The sequence below is a fragment of the Acinetobacter sp. YH01008 genome, assembly GCF_013420435.1.
GTDB lineage: Bacteria > Pseudomonadota > Gammaproteobacteria > Pseudomonadales > Moraxellaceae > Acinetobacter > Acinetobacter pseudolwoffii.
Genome location: NZ_VOYD01000016.1, coordinates 1 through 20,694 on the forward strand (window position 1 = coordinate 1; position 20,694 = coordinate 20,694).

Annotated in this window: 20 protein-coding genes and 1 riboswitch; of the genes, 9 read left to right on the forward strand and 11 right to left on the reverse strand. The window is 42.7% G+C overall.

The genetic code is table 11. From position 1 onward, the window contains the following. Positions 1–163: 163 nt before the first annotated feature. The 6 genes from FTT75_RS10035 to FTT75_RS10060 form a co-directional block, all read right to left on the reverse strand. Positions 164–742 carry a transglycosylase SLT domain-containing protein gene (locus FTT75_RS10035; RefSeq protein WP_005097055.1) on the reverse strand — a complete coding sequence of 193 codons (579 nt, stop codon included), beginning with the start codon at positions 740–742 and terminating at the stop codon, positions 164–166. A gap of 211 nt (positions 743–953) precedes the next feature. Then, complete coding sequence (locus tag FTT75_RS10040; RefSeq protein ID WP_180041251.1) at positions 954–1,442, reverse strand: GNAT family N-acetyltransferase; 489 nt, start codon at positions 1,440–1,442, stop codon at positions 954–956. A gap of 89 nt (positions 1,443–1,531) precedes the next feature. Beyond that, positions 1,532–2,731 (reverse strand): acyl-CoA dehydrogenase family protein, encoded by a 1,200-nt coding sequence (locus FTT75_RS10045; protein ID WP_005097053.1) that lies wholly within the window; start codon positions 2,729–2,731, stop codon positions 1,532–1,534. 22 nt (positions 2,732–2,753) lie between these two features. Continuing rightward, positions 2,754–4,049 carry an acyl-CoA dehydrogenase family protein gene (locus FTT75_RS10050; protein ID WP_180076592.1) on the reverse strand — a complete coding sequence of 432 codons (1,296 nt, stop codon included), beginning with the start codon at positions 4,047–4,049 and terminating at the stop codon, positions 2,754–2,756. A gap of 239 nt (positions 4,050–4,288) precedes the next feature. Then, positions 4,289–5,662: an AarF/ABC1/UbiB kinase family protein gene (locus FTT75_RS10055; RefSeq protein WP_005097050.1), complete on the reverse strand. Its 1,374-nt coding sequence runs from the start codon at positions 5,660–5,662 to the stop codon at positions 4,289–4,291. Between the two features lie 160 nt (positions 5,663–5,822). After that, the gene (locus FTT75_RS10060; protein ID WP_005097049.1) at positions 5,823–6,131 is read right to left on the reverse strand and encodes a hypothetical protein; all 309 of its coding nucleotides are present in this window, start codon (positions 6,129–6,131) and stop codon (positions 5,823–5,825) included. 199 nt (positions 6,132–6,330) lie between these two features. Between FTT75_RS10060 and FTT75_RS10065 the strand changes: the two genes are divergently transcribed. From FTT75_RS10065 to FTT75_RS10090, 6 genes are all read left to right on the forward strand, one after another. Beyond that, positions 6,331–6,717, forward strand: a complete 387-nt coding sequence (locus tag FTT75_RS10065; protein WP_005097047.1) for a hypothetical protein — start codon at positions 6,331–6,333, stop codon at positions 6,715–6,717. Positions 6,718–6,921: 204 nt separating this feature from the next. Next, the gene (prmB, locus tag FTT75_RS10070) at positions 6,922–7,932 is read left to right on the forward strand and encodes a 50S ribosomal protein L3 N(5)-glutamine methyltransferase (protein WP_034609000.1); all 1,011 of its coding nucleotides are present in this window, start codon (positions 6,922–6,924) and stop codon (positions 7,930–7,932) included. 13 nt (positions 7,933–7,945) lie between these two features. Continuing rightward, on the forward strand, positions 7,946–9,040 hold the full coding sequence (gene aroC, locus FTT75_RS10075) for a chorismate synthase (RefSeq protein WP_180186356.1): 1,095 nt from the start codon (positions 7,946–7,948) through the stop codon (positions 9,038–9,040). 68 nt (positions 9,041–9,108) lie between these two features. Beyond that, the gene (locus FTT75_RS10080; RefSeq protein WP_074382719.1) at positions 9,109–9,627 is read left to right on the forward strand and encodes a GNAT family N-acetyltransferase; all 519 of its coding nucleotides are present in this window, start codon (positions 9,109–9,111) and stop codon (positions 9,625–9,627) included. A 127-nt stretch (positions 9,628–9,754) separates the two neighbouring features. Continuing rightward, positions 9,755–10,663 (forward strand): AEC family transporter, encoded by a 909-nt coding sequence (locus tag FTT75_RS10085; protein WP_100328567.1) that lies wholly within the window; start codon positions 9,755–9,757, stop codon positions 10,661–10,663. A gap of 330 nt (positions 10,664–10,993) precedes the next feature. Continuing rightward, a riboswitch (glycine riboswitch) is annotated at positions 10,994–11,081 on the forward strand. A 135-nt stretch (positions 11,082–11,216) separates the two neighbouring features. Beyond that, positions 11,217–12,461 carry a D-amino acid dehydrogenase gene (locus tag FTT75_RS10090; RefSeq protein ID WP_074382721.1) on the forward strand — a complete coding sequence of 415 codons (1,245 nt, stop codon included), beginning with the start codon at positions 11,217–11,219 and terminating at the stop codon, positions 12,459–12,461. Positions 12,462–12,545: 84 nt separating this feature from the next. Here FTT75_RS10090 and FTT75_RS10095 read toward each other — a convergent pair whose 3' ends face one another. Then, entirely contained in the window at positions 12,546–13,199 is a 654-nt protein-coding gene (locus FTT75_RS10095) for a hypothetical protein (RefSeq protein ID WP_005097039.1), read from the reverse strand. Between the two features lie 100 nt (positions 13,200–13,299). On the opposite strand from FTT75_RS10095, the gene ispF reads away from it, so the two are divergent. Further along, positions 13,300–13,788, forward strand: a complete 489-nt coding sequence (gene ispF / locus FTT75_RS10100; protein WP_005170695.1) for a 2-C-methyl-D-erythritol 2,4-cyclodiphosphate synthase — start codon at positions 13,300–13,302, stop codon at positions 13,786–13,788. A 2-nt stretch (positions 13,789–13,790) separates the two neighbouring features. Here ispF and FTT75_RS10105 read toward each other — a convergent pair whose 3' ends face one another. The 3 genes from FTT75_RS10105 to FTT75_RS10115 form a co-directional block, all read right to left on the reverse strand. After that, on the reverse strand, positions 13,791–14,315 hold the full coding sequence (locus tag FTT75_RS10105; RefSeq protein ID WP_100535153.1) for a protein tyrosine phosphatase family protein: 525 nt from the start codon (positions 14,313–14,315) through the stop codon (positions 13,791–13,793). A 63-nt stretch (positions 14,316–14,378) separates the two neighbouring features. Next, a complete protein-coding gene (locus FTT75_RS10110) occupies positions 14,379–15,470 on the reverse strand; it encodes a 3-deoxy-7-phosphoheptulonate synthase (RefSeq protein ID WP_180001437.1) in 1,092 nt (363 codons plus the stop codon). Between the two features lie 127 nt (positions 15,471–15,597). After that, complete coding sequence (locus FTT75_RS10115; protein ID WP_005097034.1) at positions 15,598–16,488, reverse strand: sulfite exporter TauE/SafE family protein; 891 nt, start codon at positions 16,486–16,488, stop codon at positions 15,598–15,600. 389 nt (positions 16,489–16,877) lie between these two features. Between FTT75_RS10115 and lpxB the strand changes: the two genes are divergently transcribed. After that, positions 16,878–18,050: a lipid-A-disaccharide synthase gene (lpxB, locus tag FTT75_RS10120; RefSeq protein ID WP_180186357.1), complete on the forward strand. Its 1,173-nt coding sequence runs from the start codon at positions 16,878–16,880 to the stop codon at positions 18,048–18,050. Positions 18,051–18,065: 15 nt separating this feature from the next. On the opposite strand, the gene FTT75_RS10125 is transcribed toward lpxB, so the two are convergent. Next, positions 18,066–18,989: an AraC family transcriptional regulator gene (locus FTT75_RS10125; protein WP_180186358.1), complete on the reverse strand. Its 924-nt coding sequence runs from the start codon at positions 18,987–18,989 to the stop codon at positions 18,066–18,068. A gap of 188 nt (positions 18,990–19,177) precedes the next feature. On the opposite strand from FTT75_RS10125, the gene FTT75_RS10130 reads away from it, so the two are divergent. Next, positions 19,178–20,395 (forward strand): alkane 1-monooxygenase, encoded by a 1,218-nt coding sequence (locus FTT75_RS10130; RefSeq protein ID WP_180186359.1) that lies wholly within the window; start codon positions 19,178–19,180, stop codon positions 20,393–20,395. Positions 20,396–20,694: the final 299 nt, after the last annotated feature.

Genomic DNA, 20,694 nt, shown 5'->3' on the forward strand with positions numbered 1-20,694 from the left:
GAGATCCATGCACGCATGGCAGTCTTGAATAAATTCACAGAATTAGGTCGCCCTCATACCCAAGTTGTCTCTTAAATTTGAGCAGCTTAAGGGAACTCAGCCTTTCAAACCTTTATGCAACAAAGCCGTTTTAAACTGATTCAAGCATTATGTTAAAGATAAATTAAATTACATTCTTCAGATCTTTTTTATGCTGTTTCACTTGTTGTGCATAACGTTTGCCTTGCTTACGCATTTTACGGTTTTTCTCATAGGCAGTCGGACCTACATTATAATAGCCCAGTGCTTTTTCTAAGCTACCACTGGATTCATGATAACGAGAAAGAATATGGCTACCACATGAAATATTTATAGCTTCATTATATAAATCATCACCACAAGTCGCTTGCCAATATCTTGGCATAATTTGCATGAGGCCAACAGCTCCAGCATGTGAAGCCACCTGGCTACGATAAGTTGACTCCTGACGAATTACGGCTGCTACAAGTAATGGATCCAGACGATTTTTTTCTGCATTCTGAATAATCAAAGGTGAAACGCGAGTTGCGGTGGTTGCTGGAACACCGTAGGCTGTCTGAATTCCTTTAGACAGTTGAGCAGAACGTTTTTCTAAAGAATTGCCGCCGAGAGAAGAACAGGCACTAAATAACACGGTACTTAGACCAAGCAGCCCAATTTTAAAAATTGTGCTATTGAATACTGGTAATAATAAGTTTTTTCTAACAGAAAATTTGCCTAACAACTTTCAGCTTCCATGTATTTTTAAAATTAAACTGATCTTAGGAAGATGTATAAAAATCGTCAAGAAATTATATGATTTGTTTACAAAGTCAAAGTAGATCTACTTGAATCATGGATGATTTATGAAGAGATGATCAAAGAAAAGCCGGTTGGAATAGATATTTATTTAAGGCTTTTCTTGGTGTTATGGATAAGATGAGGATCGACATCGATTAGGCTAGGTTTTTAAGCATCCAGATTTCACAGGCTTGACTATGGCCAGTGTCGCCTTCAGGCCGATCCAGATGCTCAAAACCTAAGTTCTCGTACAGCTTCACCGCTTGCCAAAGGTTTTTGGTAGTCTCGATATAAATCCGTTCAAATTTATGTTGTCGGGCAAAATCAAAGGCCAAATTCAAAATCTGTTTTGCAAAGCCATATCTACGAATGGCTGGTAGAAAATACATTTTCTGTATTTCTAGAATATTGTGGTCACCTTGTAGTGGAGCAATACCACCACCGCCATAAACCTGATCCTGTTCATCAACAATGACCCAATAGGCAGAATTTGGCTGTTGATATACGTCATACAGGTGATCCAGAATTGAATCACCTACAGCGAAACCGGACTCCGCTGCCAGACCAAACTCCATGGAAACGTCACGAATAATCTTGGCAATTTGAGCATTATCTTGAGGCTGAAGGGGACGAATAGAATACATAGCACATGACATAAAAGAAGATGGAATTTTTATAGTCCGAAAACTTTAAAAAATCCATCTTTTTCCTTCAATTTTTCTTCGATAAAGTTTTATTTTAGCTCACTCGAAGATTTACCCAGTTCGCGTCGAGCGATAATCAGTTGCTGAATCTGCTGGGTACCTTCAAAAATATCCAGAATCTTGGAATCACGTGCCCATTTTTCTAACAGTTCAGTTTCGTTATAGCCTACCGCAGCTGCCAATTCTACACATTTTAAGGTGATTTCATTCCCCATACGTCCAGCTTTGGCCTTTGCAATAGATGCTTCACGTGAATTCGGTTTATGATTATCTGCCATCCACGCCGCTTTGAGCATCAGCAAGCGCGCAGCTTCCCATTCTGCTTCCATACGATAGATTTGTGCAGCGATATTGGAGCTTTGTAAATAGGGCGTGACATAACTGGAATCTAGTTGATCCTTAAAAATTTCCTTGATACGTTCCAGCGAGGCTTTGGCACAGCCAATTGCCATGGCAGCGACCAATGGCCGGGTATTATCAAAGGTTTCCATTACACCGGCAAAGCCCTTGGCAACATCGATTTCTGCATGACCGAGCAAGTTTGCCGCAGGTACTCGACAATTGATCAGGCGAATCGTGGCAGTATCCGAAGCTTTAATTCCTAACTTATGTTCCAGTCGTTCAACCTTCATTCCGGGCGTACCTTTGGTCACCACAAATGATTTAATTGCCGATCGTCCCAGTTTTTTATCTAATGTTGCCCAGACCACAACCGCATCGGCACGTTCCCCAGAGGTCACAAAAATCTTCTCACCATTTAAAATATAGTCATCACCATCTTTGGTCGCAGTGGTGCGAATTGCAGCGGAATCTGAGCCGAAACCTGGTTCGGTAATCGCCATGGCTGCCCAAGTCCCATGAAAACGTTGTCGCTGTTCTTCATTTGCCACCGCTGCAATGGCTGAATTTCCTAAACCTTGACGTGGCATAGACAGCAATAAACCCGTATCGCCATAGCACATTTCAATAATACTCAGGGCAGTAGACATATTAATACCATTTTTATTGCTGCTGTCGGTCTCGCCCCGTTTATTCACTGCTGCGCCCGCATTCATACCTTCACTGCCTTGGTTCATACCATCTACGATGGAGGCCAGCATATCCAGCTCTTTAGGATAAGTGTGTTCAGCCTTATCATATTTACGCGAAATAGGGCGGAGTACATTGAGTGCAACTTCATGCGCTTGATCAATCAGGAGTCTGAATTTTTTTGGATTTTGTAGATTCATGATAGTTCTCTTTATTCTCCGATCAGGCATGTAGGCCAGAATGAACAATCGCAGTGGCTCTGAGGTCTCGATACCATCGTTCGACCGGGTGTTCTTTTGTAAAGCCATGACCACCCAAAATCTGCACGCCATCTGTACCGATTTTCATGGATTTTTCTGCGCAGAGTAAACGTGCCAGATAAGCTTCACGATGAAAAGGTTGGCCGGATTCAGCCAGACTGGCAGCATTGAAAATCAGCATCTGCATGGCATCAATTTCAATCGCCATATCGGCAATCATAAAAGCGACACTCTGACGATGGGAAATGGGCTCGCCAAAGGCAGTCCGTTCATTGGCATATTGTATGCAGTATTTTTTCACGGCTTCACAAGTGCCGACGGCCATGGCACACCACATCAAATTGCCTAAATCAACGAAAGTATGATAATCAAAATCATCATCACCCAAACGCTGCGCTGGTGTATTTTTAAATTGAAGTGTGACGCTTTCAGTTGCTTTTAGACCCATGGCAGGGGATTTTTTTGCAGTAATGCTATGGTCACGTTGTACCACAAAGACCTCAGGTGTTCCGTCTAGATCGGCACTGACCAGATAAAGATCCGCATTTTCTCCGAGCATGACCAAGGTCTTTTCACCGCTAATCAGATAATGCGCCTGATGAGCAATCGCTTGAGTTTTTAGTTGGTACGGATTAAATGCGGCGGTTTCTTCCTGTACCGCAAAGCTTGCTTTCAGCTCTGGATTTTCTGCGAAAGCACCAAGATATTTTGCCTGAATCTGCTCTGAACCCCAGCGGGTAATGGCATTGATCACACTAAAGCTAGACAGTAAACCGGCAGTCAAACTGAAATCCCCGCGAGCCAAATGTTGTGCAATTAAAATATTACTGACAATGTTCTGTTCGCAGGCGACACCCCCTAAAGCTTCGGGCAAGGCATAGAAATTCAGGCCGAGATCGGTGCTATATTGCCACAGTTCATGCGGAAATATTTCATGCTGATCGGCAGCATGCGCCAATGGATAAAGTACCTCTTGAGCAAATTTCTGCATCGCATCGCAGGTCAGTTGCTGTTCTACAGACAGGTTTAGATCAAACAGTGCTTTAGATTGAGGGGGGAGACGCTGTTTTTGAATTTTCTGGCCAGATTTCAGGATTTTCTGGGTTTGACTCAGGGTTTTAAATCCTGCTTTGGAACTTTGATACAGGGATTTTTCTATAAATTTACGCAGCTTTAATTGATCTAATATTTCGCTACCCGCAATTTTGGTCAGCATGGACAAGCCAAATCCTTGAGCTTTGTTCACCATATTATTCATTTTGATTATCCTATGGGTGTTGTCACGTTATTTTATTCATGCTGACATGCACGCCAAGAAAAAACCATGTCATCGCTGACATGAATGATTGACAATTTTTAAGTTATTAAAAGTTAATAGATGGTAAGCTAAGTTTATGAAAATATAATTAAAAAAAAGAAAAGAGAAAATTATTTTTGAATAAAAATTGACCCGGATGACAAAATCATCCGGGTTTCTATGTAGTGTCTATTGGGGTATCAAAGGTGATTTTTGATCATGGCACGCACATTGGTTTTGGCATCAATCACGGTCATAAAGGTATATGCACCGATGAATTTACGGCTAATAAACATAAATTCCTTGGGTGGAACACTGAAATAACGTGAAGCCATAGATCTTGAAGCCTGTTGCATGACACGGCTATGCAATTGGCTTTTTTTCCAGTCATAACGATTATGTTGATCCATCACATTAGCTGGCAGCTCCTGATTATTCAACGGTGAGCTAAAAGCCTCAGTGGCCAGTAAAAAGACCTTGGCCATATCCGGCTTGATGCTTTGCGGAATTGAATCAAAAAACTCATAACCGGTCATGGCTTTGACCATCATGTCTGAGTCGTGATGATAACCGGCCTGAATCAGATTGCGCGCGACGCTGAGCAGATGCTGGTCAAACTGACGGATGGCACCAAAGTCGAGCAGGACAATCTTGTCAGGAATATCTTCGCCATTGCCCAGACGAACCAGATAATTCCCAAAGTTCGGATCGGTCTGCATTTCACCCCATTCAAAAATTTCACGCACGGCAATTTCTAACGATGCTTCACCCAACTGGTTGCGGCGTTCTTGTGGCAGAGACAACATTACTGGGCTATTGATCGGCACACCGCGTTCGAAAGTCATGCACAGCACGCGATCAGAGCAATACTCATCAATAATCGTTGGCACGATATAGCGCGGATCGTCTTTTAAACGTGCAGCAAAACGCCGTGTGGTATCTGCTTCAATCTGATAGTCCACTTCACGATGCATCATCTCACGGACTTCATCGAACCACTGGTCAAACTCGCGGGTTTGCGGCACCAGACGCGTCAGTTTGAGCATGTTTTTAAACAGGCTCATATCCGAATCAATGGCTTCTGCCACACCGGGATACTGAATTTTTAAGACCAGTTCCATGCCATCAGATTTGCGGGTAGCGCGATGGACTTGGGCTAAAGATGCAGTGCCCAAAGGCTCATGATCAATGGTGAGATCATTCAGCTTTGCACCGAGCTGCTGCTGTAATTGTGTCTTGATCGCTGGCCAAGCCAGTGCCACGGTCTGGTTGTTGAGCGTATTTAAAGCCTGTGTGACTTCTTCTGGCAAAAAGTGTTCGCCATACAGCGCCATCATCTGGCCGATTTTAACGATTGAACCTTTGAGCTTACCAATTTCTGCAACCAGATAATCCGCCTGCTCTTTCATGGCCTTTTTACGTTTCTTTTCTTTTTCTTCTTCACTCGAAAATATGGAGCCTGCACTGGAAGCCGCCCAACGCGTGCCTGCCAGCAAGGATGCCTTTGCGATCGATAAGCGTCGATCCATAGAGGAGGTTTTCAGTTGTTTAAGCTTATCGTTCTGATCTGACATGTAAACTCAATCCTTTCATCATCAGCATGAAGCAGAATAAATCATTGTAGGGGATATTAGCGCTTCTGCACGTATTAAAAAAGTTTAAGCCGCTGAATTCATAGTAAAAGCTAGGCAAGCTTTCATTTATTCACCAGCCTGTATCAGTTTAGACAGGGCATTATGCCATTTGAAATTGGATTTTTAATTCAGATCGTTGTTGTAACTGTTGTTTATTTGTTTGAATATGTTGATGAATCAGGTGCTGGACACTGTCGTGCATAAAGCCCAAAGCATAACCTTTTACAATCACAATACTTGGCAAACCAAAAAACAGATATTTGGCATCGTCCAGTGTGGCACTGCTAAACACACCATGCTGGATTAAAGTTGACTGCAAAAATACTTTTTCTTGCTGCACCTGACCGGAAACCTGGTCATTCCAGTAATTTTGGCGCATCGCCATAAGATTATTGTGCTTATAGCTCATAGGACCGGGCTCGTTTGAAGATTTAATTCGGATTATATGTGGGTGATATGCCAGTTTTCAATTGCACAACTGTTTAATTTGCTGCCGGAGAAATACATAGGATTTTTGCAAGGACTGCGTTAATATTCATGGATAATTTAAACAATATTGATTGTTAAACATTTATTGGAATTATACCAGTTTAGGTAAAGGGGATTTTATGCGTCTTGCATGGTTTTTGGTTGCAGTTTTTGCGGGTAGTGCAGTTCAGACTCAGGCTGCTGTAGGATATTCCAAGGAATATTCGCAGTGTATGAACTTTAGTTATGGTAATACCGCTAAAGCAGAGAAATGCCTAAAGAAAGAGCTGAAACTACACAACAAACGTCTGAAGAAAAGCTATAAAAATTATCTAAAGCTGAATCCGAATCAGACCGCGGCCATCCGCAGTCAGCATGTGCTTTGGGAACGTAAACTGTCGCAGCAATGTAATTTAAGAGTGTCTGGAAAATATGCCAAACAGCAGCAAGGTCAATGTATGCTGGCCTTGATTATGGATCAGGCAAATCTTTATCAATCCCGCTCCTATGCACCAGGTTCACGATAAATCACCACATGAGGCATAGTTTGAATCGTCTGAACTTGCTCTAAAAAAACTAGAATGACAGGTTGAGGATTGTGTAAAAAAACACGAATTTTATCATTTTTATGAGCCTAGAGAATTCGTGTTTTTCATACTTTTAGCATTATAAAAGCAGGCAAAACAAGGTATCATAAGGCGTTTAAAAAAATGACCTTGGAGACGCCCTACGTGGATCGACCGACTATTAGCCCTGAACATATTCAGGAAGCCGCTGAAAACCTAAGCACAATTCGTGATTTTATCCGCTTTGGTGTGACAGCATTACGTCAATATGATGCGCACTTAGGCCAAGGTACAGAAGATTATTTTGCTGAAAGTTCAGCATTGGTATTACAAAGCATGTCATTGGAATGGAAAGCGGATGCTGAAATTCTCGAGGCAAAATTACTCCCAAGTGAAAAAGCTGAATTTTTAGGATTGTTGGAGCGCCGTATCAATGAGCGTATGCCAACTTCATATTTATTGAATTTAGCCTACTTTGACGATAAACCTTATTACGTGGATGAGCGTGTACTGATTCCACGTTCACCGATTGCTGAACTGATTCAAAATCGTTTTGCACCTTACTGCCTGGATGAAAATTATCAGGCGCGTGAAGGTGTAAACAATCTACCTGAAAATCCAGATCCAAAAATGCCTCGCCGTATTTTAGATATGTGTACAGGTTCAGGTTGTATCGCGATTGCTCTGGCTTATGCTTTTCCGGAAGCCGAAGTCGATGCCACTGATTTATCTAAGGATGCTTTAGAAGTAGCACAAATTAACTGTGAACATCATAACCAACAGTTTAATGTGGCCTTGCTTGAGTCTGACCTGTTCGAAAAAATTCCTGCTGAAAATCAATATGATTTAATCGTATCGAACCCACCATATGTGGATGCAGAAGATATGGCTGATCTTCCCGATGAGTTCCATCACGAACCTGAAATGGCATTGGCTGCGGGTCAGGATGGTTTGGATCTTGTACGTAAAATGTTGGCACAAGCGGCAGATTACCTGACTGAAGACGGTCTTATTGTCATTGAAGTCGGTAACTCGGAATGGGCGATGAAACAGAACTTCAATTCAGTCGATTTCTACTGGTTACAATTCCAGAAAGGTGGTTCAGGTATCTTTGCACTCACTGCACAGCAATGCCGTACTTACCGCGATTTATTCATTCAGTCTATTCAAGCATAAGGAGTCGTGTGACATGGCAGGTAATAGTATAGGGCAACTGTTCCGTGTGACGACTTGTGGTGAATCTCACGGTGTGGGCCTGATGGCCATCGTTGATGGGATTCCACCGGGTATTGAGCTGTGTGAAGCCGATTTGCAAAAAGATTTGGACCGTCGTAAGCCGGGTACATCGAAATTTGCCACCCAGCGTAAAGAGCCGGATGAAGTAGAAATTATTTCTGGTGTGTTTGAGGGTAAAACCACTGGAACATCGATCGGGCTCTTGATTCGTAATACGGATCAGAAATCGAAAGATTATGGCAATATCGCGCAAACTTTCCGTCCGGGTCATGCAGACTATACCTATACCCAGAAGTACGGTTTCCGTGATTATCGTGGTGGTGGCCGCTCAAGCGCGCGTGAAACAGCGATGCGTGTGGCAGCGGGTGCCATTGCCAAGAAATTCCTGTTAGAGAAATTTGGCATTGAAATTCGTGGCCATGTCACACAAATTGGTACTGAAAAAGCAGAAAAACTGGACTGGGATGAAGTGCCAAATAATCCATTCTTCTGTGGCGATGTGGATGCCGTGCCACGTTTTGAAGCGCTCGTGACTTCACTACGTGAACAAGGCACCAGCTGCGGTGCAAAACTTGAAATTATTGCGTCTAAAGTACCTGTGGGTTGGGGTGAACCGGTCTTCGATCGTTTAGATGCAGATATTGCGCATGCCATGATGTCGATTAACGCGGTCAAAGGCGTTGAAATTGGCGATGGTTTTAGCGTCGCTGAGCAATTTGGTCATGAAACACGTGATGAGTTAACAACAGACGGTTTTCTGGCAAACCATGCCGGTGGTATTTTAGGCGGTATTTCTAGTGGTCAGGACATTCGTGTCGCAATTGCACTGAAACCAACGGCTTCAATCACTACTCCGGGTAAAACCATTAATATCGATCGTGAAGATACAGACGTGTTGACCAAAGGCCGTCATGATCCTTGCGTGGGCGTGCGTGCGACACCAATTGCAGAAGCGATGCTGGCGATTGTGCTAATGGATCACTTTATGCGTCATCGTGCGCAAAATGCCGATGTAGTTACGCCTTTTGAGCCGATTGAACCAAAATAATTCGCTTTTCATCTGAAGCGGATACGATTAGAGTCAGACTTCGGTCTGGCTTTTTTTATATTTATATAATGAAAAATAACAATATTCGCTTGGCAAAAACTACAGATATCCAGAACATTGTTGTATTGATCAATACAGCTTATCGTTCCAATCGTGGCTGGACACATGAACATAAGATGGTTGCTGGTCAACGGATTAATTGTGATCAGGTAATGATTCTCTTGGCACAGACTAATGTTAAGCTTTTTGTATTAGAGAATCATGATCAGATCATTGGCTGTATTGGGCTGACTGAATTCGATGACTCTATCGAAATTGGAAGTTTTGCCATTGATCCAGACCAACAAAACTCGGGTTATGGAAAGCAGTTACTAGATTTTGCCGAGTTTTATATTATTGATACGTATCAGAAGAAAGTGATTCGAATGTCAGTATTGAATGTCCGTACAGAATTGATTGCTTATTATCAGCGCCGTGGCTATCTATTGACTGAAAAAATTGAAGCATATCCACTAGATCAAAATGTCGGAGAGCCTTTGATTCCGTTACATTTACTGATTTTAGAAAAAATGATCAGATCAATATAATGAGTTGATGAAAATTCAAGCATTTTACTTCTTAAATTAATTGGTGAAACAGCCACTAAATATGCTAGTTTTTGTGCACCGTCTAAAGGGTATTGAAAAATAGACGGGAAACAGACCAGGATGGCACATGCTGCAAATTATTTTAACTTCTTTATTTCCTCTTATTGGCTTGATCAGCTTTGGCTATCTGCTTAAGCATGGGCAATGGTTGAGTGAAGACTTTTGGCGCGGTGCAGAAAAGTTAAATTATTATGCACTGTTTCCAGTGATGTTATTTTTAAATCTGGCCACTGCCAAGATTCAGATGAATGTGATTCAGGATGTGGTACTGGTGGTATTTAGTATCATGATCGTGGTCAGTATCGCACTGTATATCTTGCGCCATATGTACCAGATATCTTATGCGCGTTTTGGCGTCTATGTTCAGGGCTTGTTGCGCTTCAATACCTATATCGGACTTGCTGCGGTCAGTAGCTTATTTCATCAGCAGGGCATGACCATCTTCGCTGTGATCATGGTGTTGTGTATTCCTTTGGTGAATATCTTATCGGTACTGGCATTTACCCGCAGCCACGATATGCAGCTGAAAAAAATCATTCTGGATTTGTCTAAAAATCCATTAATTTTAGGCTGTATGGTGGGTGGTGTGTTTAATCTTTCCGGTTTGGCACTCTGGGCAGGAGCAGAGCAATTTCTTAAACAGATTGCACTATGCAGTTTGCCACTCGGTCTGATGTGTGTAGGAGCAGCCTTAAAGTTTCAGGGCTTTCAGCGAGATGTATTGCCACTCAGTCTGATGACCTTTGGTCGCCTGTTTGGAATGCCGCTGATTGCATTTTTAGTCTGTAAAATTTTCCAGATTGATGCATTCACCACGCAAGTATTGGTATTGTTCTTTGCCTTACCTACCGCCTCAGCGTCTTATGTGTTAACCCGGGTATATGGCGGCGATAGCCAGTTAATGGCGAGCATTATTAGTGTACAAACCGTCGTAGCGGCGGGAAGCTTAATATTGGTACTTTCCTGGATTATTTAAAATTCCTTGATTCTCAAATAGATGATATAAGATCTAAATCCTGAATTTAAACTCTCTATGCTTTGAACCATTAAAATAGCCTAAGCAATAAAGGTTCTATTTAAGCGCCAAAATCAAATCAATCCTAAAATCTTATAAAGTTTAGAATCTGTTGTATCTCGCTGAATAGAGCAAAAGTGAAATCTAAAAATTTGGTAGATGGGCAATATCAGTCAGCAGCAATAACTCAGTTTAATTCGGAACAGTAATTACAAATTGATTCACGTGAACTCACATAAATAAAAACTGTCTTATTGAATAAAATGGTATATAAATTGCTCATGATAATAAAACATTATTGCAGGAGAGAAATGCTTCTGCATTCGCCGAAGGAGCAAGTTCCCAGGAAACTCTCAGGCAAAAGGACTGTGATAATGGATAAAAACTCTGGAGAGAAGTGTTCAATCACTCACCGAAGGGGAAGGTGCTCGCATTGATGTGCAATGCAGCGACCGAAGCTCTCAGGTACACATGACAGATGGGAAAAGACATCAATATAATCAAGGAGGTGTCTATGCGTCATGTCGTGGTGATTGGGGCGGGTATTACTGGGGTAACCACAGCGTATGAGCTTGCTTTGGCAGGCTATCAGGTGACTGTGATAGATCGACATCTCTATCCGGCCATGGAAACTTCTTTTGCCAATGGCGGCCAGCTTTCAGCCTGTAATGCCGAAGTATGGAACCAGAAAGCTACGGTACTCAAAGGTATCAAATGGATGTCTCAAAAAACTGCACCACTTTTGCTCAATCCTTCTTTTAGTGTGCATAAATATAGTTGGCTCATGGAATTTTTGGGAAATATCAAACATTATGAAGCCAATACCCGAGAGACTGTACGTTTGGCTTTATTGGCCAGAGCACGTTTGTATGAAATTGCCCAAACAGAACAGATTGATTTTGATCTGGAAAAACGCGGCATTTTACATTTTTATCATAACAAGACGGATTACGATGTCGCGATCAAGGTCAATGACCTGTTGTGTAGCGGCGGACTGGAGCGCAATGCCATTTCCAATGCGGAAATCAAGCAGATCGAACCTGCATTAACAGGCGATTACTATGCCGGATTTTACTGCCAGAGCGATGCGACCGGAGATATTCATAAATTCAGTACAGGACTGGCCAAAGCCTGCATGCAAAAAGGCGTGAAATTTGAATTTGGCCAAGATGTCTTTGCCGTCGATCATCAGGCTCAACATATTCGGGTGAAATGCAAACCCAGTACTGAAAATGTACATCATTCTACAGATGACATTCTGGAAATTAATGCAGATGCCATTGTGGTGTGTGCGGGTGTGGGCAGTTATCAATTGGCCGAGATTTTAGAGGAACGAGTCAATGTTTATCCGGTCAAAGGTTATTCAATTACCGTGCAGCTGAATGATGAACAGAGCCAAAACAATGCACCATGGGTCAGCTTGCTCGATGAAAGTGCCAAAATTGTCTTGTCACGTCTGGGTAAGGATCGTTTACGAGTCGCAGGAACCGCCGAGTTTAATGGCTATAACCGGGATATTCGTGCAGACCGGATTCAACCACTGATTGACTGGAGCAATCGTAACTTTGATCTGTGTACCGAGCATGTCGTACCTTGGGCTGGCTTACGCCCGATGATGCCAAATATGATGCCTGTAGTGCGCCGTGGTAAACATGAGCGGGTATTTTATAATACCGGCCATGGTCATCTGGGCTGGACCTTGTCGGCTGCAACGGCTGCATTGATTAGCAAGGAAATTGCTCAATACTATCCTGCTTAAATTGATGGCCCGCATGCGGGCTATTTTTTACATCAAATTTCTCATTTTATATAAGGTTAAGTTTTTAATATTTTTTAAATTGAATCAATCATATAAGCGATAAACCCCAGTAAAACGTTCACAACCTTTTTGCTGAGTGTTGACGGCTAGAATCGCTTTACTATAGTTAAACTCATAGCGGCAGTCATTTTCATTATCCATGATCTGTTCTTTTGCTGCAGGCGTGGTATAGGCTAAAAATGGAACAGTCTGCGTTTCGGCCCGGTTATTGGGATTGCGATAGGCCAGACCTTCAATCTTGATGCGGTCTTTAGTCAGTTGATGAATCTTGATATGCACAGGCTGTTTGGCCATTTGTCCCTGCTCGAACTTAATATAATGCTGAGTTAGGCTTTGATTCAGTGAAATATAGATATTTAAATCATCGAGGCGCCATTCAAACTGCTGTTTAAAACAGTCCAGCGTTTTGCATTGCTGTAACCGATTTGCCCATAACTGTTGGGTGTCTTGCAATAAGCGAACGGGGGCATCAGTAATTAAAAAAGCGGTCAAGTATTGGTCAGCGAGTTTTTCCCGAGCTTCGGACAGCGCTACTGAGCAGACTTTATTCATGGCCGCTGTTTTTTTGCTGTCGTTGTTACAGTCGAGTGGGTTCGCTGAACTACCCGCAGATATCATCCCCAGGCCGAGCATCAGGCCAATTATTTTCAACATATTTATATCAGTTTTCAGTAGCATGATCGCTTATACTTTCACTGTGTTACGCTTGGTCTAACTATAGCGAAATAGAAAGCAAGTGTACAAGATTTCAATGGGCTATTTCTAAAGGATGTATAAGGTGATCGCACAAATTCGTATTGGTCAGGGTCTGGATGTGCACGCATTTGAAGAGGGTGAGTTTGTCACTTTGGCCGGCATTCAAATTCCGCATACGCACGGTCTGAAAGCACATTCGGATGGTGATGTGATTCTGCATGCACTCTGTGATGCATTGTTGGGCGCGTTGGCACTTGGAGATATTGGCCAGCATTTTCCGGATACCGATCCGGATTTTAAAGGTGCGGATAGCCGGGTATTGTTGAAGCAGGTTTATCAGTTAATTCTGGATCGTGGCTATCAGCTGAACAATGCTGATATTACCGTCGCCTGTGAACGTCCAAAACTGGCGAAACACAATCTGGCCATGCGTCAAAGTATCGCAGATGTGCTCAATGTCGATGTCACTCAAATCAGTATTAAAGCCACTACCACTGAGCAGCTCGGTTTTACCGGTCGTCAGGAAGGTATTTTATCTATGGCAACCGTGCTGTTGAGCCATAATAAATAGGCTCAGACAAAATAATTTGGATTAATCAGGGATCGTTCCAGTTCCTGGGTTGCTTTACGGCCTTGCAGCTGTAGGGCAACTGCATGCATGAGACCTGTCCAGGTTTCATTCGGTTCCCAGATTTGATGCAAATGTTCATGCGCCGTAGGAAGATCCACGTCCATATAGTATTGACGATATAAATACATCAGACAGCTGACATGATAGTTTTGTGAACAGTGTACCCAGACCATCTGTTCCTTAATCAGGTGATTGATCAGCTCGAGTACCAGTAAACATTGATTGTCTGAAGGGGTTTCCCATGAAATCGGTAACTGGATATAGTTCAGGCCCAGCTCAAGGCAAATTTTATCTTCATGTGGCAGATATTGGTCGTTATCTGTTAATGCTACATTGATGACCGTAGACACACCGTATTCTTTAATCAGCTGCAGCTGCTCAGTTGTCGGTTGACCGGATGTAAATAAATGGTCATGTATAAACTGAAAATTATCAATCTGGCTTAATGCTGTTTCAATATCATTCATCAGATAAAATTTCCTTGTTCAGAAATGCAAACGCCATCTTGGCGATGGCGTTTGTCAGATCATTTAACGATTAGCTAAAGTATCTTTTAATGCCTCATGCATGTCGAGTAAGACTTTTTCAGTCGTTTCCCAGTCGATACAGCCATCAGTGACTGATTGGCCATACTCCATATCACAAAGGTTCGTAGGAATGTCCTGACGACCGCCTTTAAGATGACTTTCTACCATAATACCAACAATTGACTTGTTTCCATCAAGAATTTGTTCGGAAATATTTTTGAGTACAAGCGGTTGCAGGTACGGGTCTTTGTTTGAGTTGGCATGGCTGGCATCAATCATGATTTTGGTGCTGACTTTGGCCTTGGCTAATGCGGCTTCCGCATCTGCGACCGAGCCGGCATCGTAGTTCGGTTTGCCATTACCGCCACGCAGTACCACGTGAGCATAAGGGTTACCTGAAGTACGAATCACAGCCACCTGACCTTGATCATTTAGACCCAGGAAGCTATGGCCATGTTTGACCGATTGCATCGCATTGGTTGCCACGGTTAAACCGCCGTCCGTCCCGTTTTTAAAGCCGACTGGTGAAGACAGACCTGAAGACATTTCACGATGCGTCTGGCTTTCAGTCGTACGTGCACCAATTGCAGACCATGAAATCAGGTCTTGATAATACTGCGGTGAGTTCGGATCAAGTGCTTCAGTGGCACATGGTAAACCTATTTCATTCAGTTCAAGTAACAGCTTACGACCGATACGCAGACCTTTTTCGATATTGAACGAGTCGTTCATATCCGGATCGTTGATCAGGCCTTTCCAGCCCACTGTGGTACGTGGTTTTTCAAAATAAACCCGCATCACGATGTATAAGCTGTCTTTAACTTTTTCGCTTAACGCTTTTAAGCGTTCAGCATATTCGTGTGCAGCCGCAGGATCATGAATAGAACAGGGGCCGATGACAACGAACAGGCGTTTGTCTTCACCATCCAGGATTTTACGAATCGTTTCACGACCATGCAGTACGGTTTGATAAGCAGTTTCAGTCAAAGGTAATTCTGCTTTAAGCTCAGCAGGGGTTACCAAAGGAATCATGCTGTGGATATTCACGTCATCAATATCTGATGCTGAAATGGGATTTGACTGTTGTGTATTCATTGCCGTCACTGGTTCGATCATACAAAAGGTTGTTTAATAGCCCGAATATAACATGAATGATGCGTCACTTTGTTATAAAAAAGATGAATACTTCTTTGAAAAAAAAGTGATGAATCGCATAGTTAAATTAAACGGACTGGGAATTCTGGCTCATGACGACCATCGCTGTTTCGGCAGGTTGAGCCGGTTTTGATTTTACAGGGTTAAGCATGAAATTCAGGCCGAGCCCAAATAAGGTAATGCCTAAAATTTTGCGAATCAGTTTTTCTGGCATCCGTGAACTGAGTAAAGTGCCGACAATAATCGCTGGAATAGAACCCACCAATAACCACATGAGCAGCATGAAATCGACATTGCCTGATGACATATGCCCCAAGCCTGCAACCAGCGTCAGTAACACCGCATGCACCACGTCTGAGCCAATGATACGAATCATCGGCAGATTCGGAAACATCACCACTAAAGCCATGATGCCAAATGCACCTGCACCGACTGAAGATAAGGTGACAAAAATACCCAAGATAACGCCCATAATCATGATGGCGATGCGCTTTTCCTTGGCTTGCAGTTTTACTTTTTCCAGATCCTGCGTCATATCTGGCAGTTCTTGTTTTCGGTATTTGTTGAAAAGATTTTCGATCTGGGTGCGAAACAGAATAGACAAGCCGGTAATGGTCAGCATAAAGCCCAATACCATGGTCAGGACGGCCTTGTAATGTGTCGATTGGCTTAAATAGTTGTCGAGTACCCAATGCGTGGCAAAAGATGCTGGAATACTGCCTACTGCCAGCCAGATCACAATTGGCCAGACAATATTCATTTTTTTGGCATGCACAAAAGAACCGCAGAATTTTGAAATCGCGGCATAGAGCAGATCCGTACCAATTGCAATGTGGGGTTCAATCCGGAATAGGCTGATCAGAATGGGTGTCATCAATGAGCCACCACCGACACCGGTTACTCCAACACAAAAACCTACCAACACACCTGCTAAAATAAACTCAATCGGACCAAACATGCATATATGCCAAAATCAAAAAACGTGGATATCTTATGACTTTTGGATATAAGTCGTTGTCTTGATTATTGATTTACTTATGCATAAAAAAGATAAAGCACTGGGCTTAAAATTAAATGAAGTTTCATGTTCATCCTCGCTATAGAAAATAACGTGAAAGACCGGTCACTTATTTTAAAGGACACTTTGATCTGCCTGAAAATGAAGATGAATCAGGAAAACCACTTCAATAGAAAAAATCATCAGGGAAGATTAAGAGTAGGCTAAGTAATTCTAAAGCATACCTTTCTTAAAATATAAGATGCTCACTGCTTATTCAGGCATAAACCCAGCTTTATGTTAGAATTACGATTAAATACAGTTCAATACGGATCTGAGAGGGAACTCACTTGCTAAATCGAAAACTAAAAATTGGAATCGTGGTCGGTGAGGTCTCTGGAGATACGCTTGGCGCAAAGTTGATTCGCTGTTTTCGTGAGCAAGGGATTGATGCCGAATTTGAAGGCATCGGTGGTCCACAAATGATCGCAGAAGGCTTTAAAAGCTATTATCCGATGGATGTTTTATCGGTGATGGGCATTGTTGAAGTTCTCAAGGATATTAAAAAACTCTTTGCTGTACGTGATGGGCTGGTCGAAACTTGGACTAAAAACCCTGTCGATATTTTTATTGGTATAGATGCACCTGATTTTAACCTGCGCCTGTCGAAAACCATTAAACAAAAACAGTTGCCGATTAAGACCGTGCAATATGTCAGTCCTTCGGTCTGGGCATGGCGTCAGGGACGTGTGCATGGTATTAAGGCCAACATTGATCTGGTGCTGTGTTTATTCCCATTCGAAAAAACCTTCTTTAAAAAATGGGATGTGCCAGCCGCTTTTGTGGGTCATCCTCTGGCCAGTCAGTTGCCACTTGAAAATCCGATTATCGATGCTAAACAAGAACTGAATCTTGATCCGAATCAGAAGCATATTGCACTATTACCGGGAAGTCGCCGCGGTGAGATTGAACGTTTGGGGCCTTTGGTTCTGGATGCAGCCAAGATTCTGCATCAGAAATATCCGGACTATACTTTCCTGATTCCGGCAATTAATGAGGCGCGCAAGCAACAGATAGAACGCTTGCTGGCGACTTATCCTGAAAGTCTAAAGATTCAAATCCGCTTAATGGAAAACAGCGGTACCGAGTCAAAAATCGGCCGTCAGGTCATGAATGCCTCCAATATTATTGCGCTGGCGTCAGGTACTGCGACATTGGAAGCGATGTTATTACATCGTCCGATGGTGACTTTCTATAAGCTGAATTGGTTGACTTATCATGTGGTGAAATTTCTCATCAAAATTCCTTATTATTCGCTACCAAATATCATTGCCGGCAAAAAAGTCATTCAGGAGCTGATTCAAGCCGATGCTACGCCTGAAAAGCTGGCGGCTGAAATTGAAAAACTGATGAATATTGAAACTGCACAAATTCAGGTGATGCAGCATATCACCATGCATAAGCAGCTATTGTCTGGTAATAGCGAAGACCCGGTCAAAGCCGTGCTCGCGCTAATCCAGTAATTTGACGTTATTGTTCTAACAATTCAGCCGGTACTGGGTGGGCGTCTGTTCAAACTGTTTTTTAAAACTTTGACTGAAGGCTGTCTCGGATGAATAACCGACCAAATAAGCAATTTGCTGAATGCTGAATCCGCTATTTCGCAAATATTGTGCCGCCAGTCGCAGGCGATGCTGTTGTAAATAAGCCAGTGGCGGCTCACCAACAATCTGGGTAAAGAGCTGGGCAAATTTGGAACGTGACATATGACATTGCTCAGCCAGACTTTCTACGGTCCAGAACTGCTCAGGTTTGCCATGAATTGCAGCCAGTGCATTGGACAGTTCCGGATGCGAGAGCGCATTCAGCCAGCTCGAGGCATTTTCCAGATTTAAAATATAATCCCGCACACATTCAATCAGTAAAATACTGACCAGATGATCCAGAATCTTGTCACGTCCCGGCCGCATCTGCTGGGTTTCCAGCGCCAGAAACTGCAAACCGACCTGTAACCATTCCGGTGCGGTGTCGCCCAGAATATGCTGAATATGCAGGTATTTAGGTAAGGCACTTAGCAGAGGCTTTGCCATCTGCATATCCAGGCTGGAACGAATAGCCAGTATGAAACTATGCTCCGCCGAATTTTCCCGATTGAGATCAACACATTGCTGTGCATTGCTCTGAAAATAAGGATTAATCGCATGGTGCTCAGAAAAATCGGCATTGTCTGGGCAGGAAACATGATGGGCGGAACCAGCGGGTAATAGCACCAGATCACCTTGTTGTAGCTCGAGCAGATCACCATTCATGAACTTTAATTGCGCCTGTCCTTGTAATAGGATATAGGCCAACATAAAGGGTTCATGCTGATAGTCAAAGCCGCCCGGATGAAACACATTCAGATAAAGATATTCTGATTTTTCCAGATGAATATCATCAAAAATTTTACTTAAAGCATCCATGCCTAACTCTATTCTTCTGTTTTATTTCATTTAATTGACTATAAATTTTTTAACTTTGTGATTTTAGGCCAGAATTTGGCAGCATGTGCCAAAGACGCTGACATAGCTTTTCTGGACGTTGAATACTGTTCGCTACTGCTGAAATATTCAACTATAAGTGCAGAGTAACATAAAAAAGGAAGGTCGCAATGAATGCCCCTGCACAAATCCAGAAAGCGCAGTTTACGCAGGAAGCGTACGCACCAAAAGGTGTAAAGCTGGATAAAAAACGTTTTGGCTGGTTGCTCAGCCCAGGTCTGCCTGTGATCGGAATGGGAATTCTGGCCGGTTATCATTTTGGTCCCAAAGCCACTCAAAAAATCTTTGCGATGGGCGGGCCTTTATTACTGCATGTGATTATTCCGACATTAGATGCCCTGATTGGCGATGATGCCAATAATCCAAATGATGAGCAGATCAAGGCGCTGGTCAAAGATCCGTATTATGACCGGATTGTAAAAGCCTTTATTCCCTTGCAAATGGCAGCCAACGCTTTTGCCGGCTATGTGGTGACACGTCCAAATGTATCGATACTGGATCAGCTCTTATTGGGAGTTTCCATGGGTGCGATTAACGGCATTGCGGTCAATACGGCACATGAACTGAGTCATCGTCCGCAGAAAAAAGACCATTACTGGTCGCATGCCAGCCTGATGCCTTTGGCCTATAATCATTTCCGTATTGAACATCCTTATGGGCATCATAAACGGGTGGCAACGCCAGAAGATCCGGCATCTTCACAAATGGGTGAGTCTTTTTACCGTTTCTGGCCACGCACTGTGTTTGGCGGATTAAAGTCAGCGATCCAGATTGAAAAGAAACGTCTGGAACGTAAAGGATTGAAATTTTTAAGCAAGGAAAATGAACTGTTTCATGGCTGGGCGATGAGTGCAGGCTACCATGCCTTGATGCTAAGTGCTTATGGTAAAAAGCTCATTCCTTATACACTGACTCAGGCCTTTTATGGGGTAACTCTGTTTGAAATCGTCAATTATATTGAACATTATGGTTTGAAACGCACAGAAAAAGATGATGGCAGTTATGAACGGACCTTGCCTGAACATAGCTGGAATAATAACAATATTGTGACCAATCTGTTTTTGTACCAGTTGCAGCGCCATTCAGACCATCATGCCTTTCCAAGCCGCCCATTTCAGGCACTGCGACATTTTGATGAAGCACCCGAATTACCCAGTGGTTATGCCACCATGTTGATTCCGGCTTTAATTCCGCCGTTATGGTACAAAATGATGGACCAACGGGTCTATCAGCATTATCAGGGTGACCTGACTAAGGCCAATATTCATCCAGGCAAACGTGAGAAAATTTTTAAAAAGTTTGGACTTATTTTAAGTACTGAAGCATAAACCTAGTTTTAAATAAAAAATGCGCTTCTTACAGCTAATGCCAGTCAGTTAAGGAATTGACTGGCATTTTCTTTTTCAAATTCATGATTATATCTGATAGATAAAAAAGTCATCCGCAACTGTTTGAGGCAGGACTACATTTAAAAATGATTGTTTCTGCGACAAATTTACTAGTCGATGGTGGCTGACGAGTTTTGCGGTGAGGAGTGTTGCTCCGCAAGATGCCCTCCTTGCGAAGCTTCGCTTCTCATTTGGGCGAAACCAAAGTAACAAATAATTTACAAGAATTTGATTTATAA

What these genes read in the sequence shown, in the direction of transcription:
- FTT75_RS10040 (WP_180041251.1), bottom strand. Translation starts at nt 1,442, where the DNA reads ATGTATTCTATTCGTCCCCTTCAGCCTCAAGATAATGCTCAAATTGCC.
- FTT75_RS10045 (WP_005097053.1), bottom strand. Translation starts at nt 2,731, where the DNA reads ATGAATCTACAAAATCCAAAAAAATTCAGACTCCTGATTGATCAAGCG.
- FTT75_RS10050 (WP_180076592.1), bottom strand. Translation starts at nt 4,049, where the DNA reads ATGAATAATATGGTGAACAAAGCTCAAGGATTTGGCTTGTCCATGCTG.
- FTT75_RS10055 (WP_005097050.1), bottom strand. Translation starts at nt 5,662, where the DNA reads ATGTCAGATCAGAACGATAAGCTTAAACAACTGAAAACCTCCTCTATG.
- FTT75_RS10060 (WP_005097049.1), bottom strand. Translation starts at nt 6,131, where the DNA reads ATGAGCTATAAGCACAATAATCTTATGGCGATGCGCCAAAATTACTGG.
- FTT75_RS10065 (WP_005097047.1), top strand. Translation starts at nt 6,331, where the DNA reads ATGCGTCTTGCATGGTTTTTGGTTGCAGTTTTTGCGGGTAGTGCAGTT.
- aroC (WP_180186356.1), top strand. Translation starts at nt 7,946, where the DNA reads ATGGCAGGTAATAGTATAGGGCAACTGTTCCGTGTGACGACTTGTGGT.
- FTT75_RS10080 (WP_074382719.1), top strand. Translation starts at nt 9,109, where the DNA reads ATGAAAAATAACAATATTCGCTTGGCAAAAACTACAGATATCCAGAAC.
- FTT75_RS10085 (WP_100328567.1), top strand. Translation starts at nt 9,755, where the DNA reads ATGCTGCAAATTATTTTAACTTCTTTATTTCCTCTTATTGGCTTGATC.
- FTT75_RS10090 (WP_074382721.1), top strand. Translation starts at nt 11,217, where the DNA reads ATGCGTCATGTCGTGGTGATTGGGGCGGGTATTACTGGGGTAACCACA.
- FTT75_RS10095 (WP_005097039.1), bottom strand. Translation starts at nt 13,199, where the DNA reads ATGCTACTGAAAACTGATATAAATATGTTGAAAATAATTGGCCTGATG.
- FTT75_RS10105 (WP_100535153.1), bottom strand. Translation starts at nt 14,315, where the DNA reads ATGAATGATATTGAAACAGCATTAAGCCAGATTGATAATTTTCAGTTT.
- FTT75_RS10110 (WP_180001437.1), bottom strand. Translation starts at nt 15,470, where the DNA reads ATGAATACACAACAGTCAAATCCCATTTCAGCATCAGATATTGATGAC.
- FTT75_RS10115 (WP_005097034.1), bottom strand. Translation starts at nt 16,488, where the DNA reads ATGTTTGGTCCGATTGAGTTTATTTTAGCAGGTGTGTTGGTAGGTTTT.
- FTT75_RS10125 (WP_180186358.1), bottom strand. Translation starts at nt 18,989, where the DNA reads ATGGATGCTTTAAGTAAAATTTTTGATGATATTCATCTGGAAAAATCA.
- FTT75_RS10130 (WP_180186359.1), top strand. Translation starts at nt 19,178, where the DNA reads ATGAATGCCCCTGCACAAATCCAGAAAGCGCAGTTTACGCAGGAAGCG.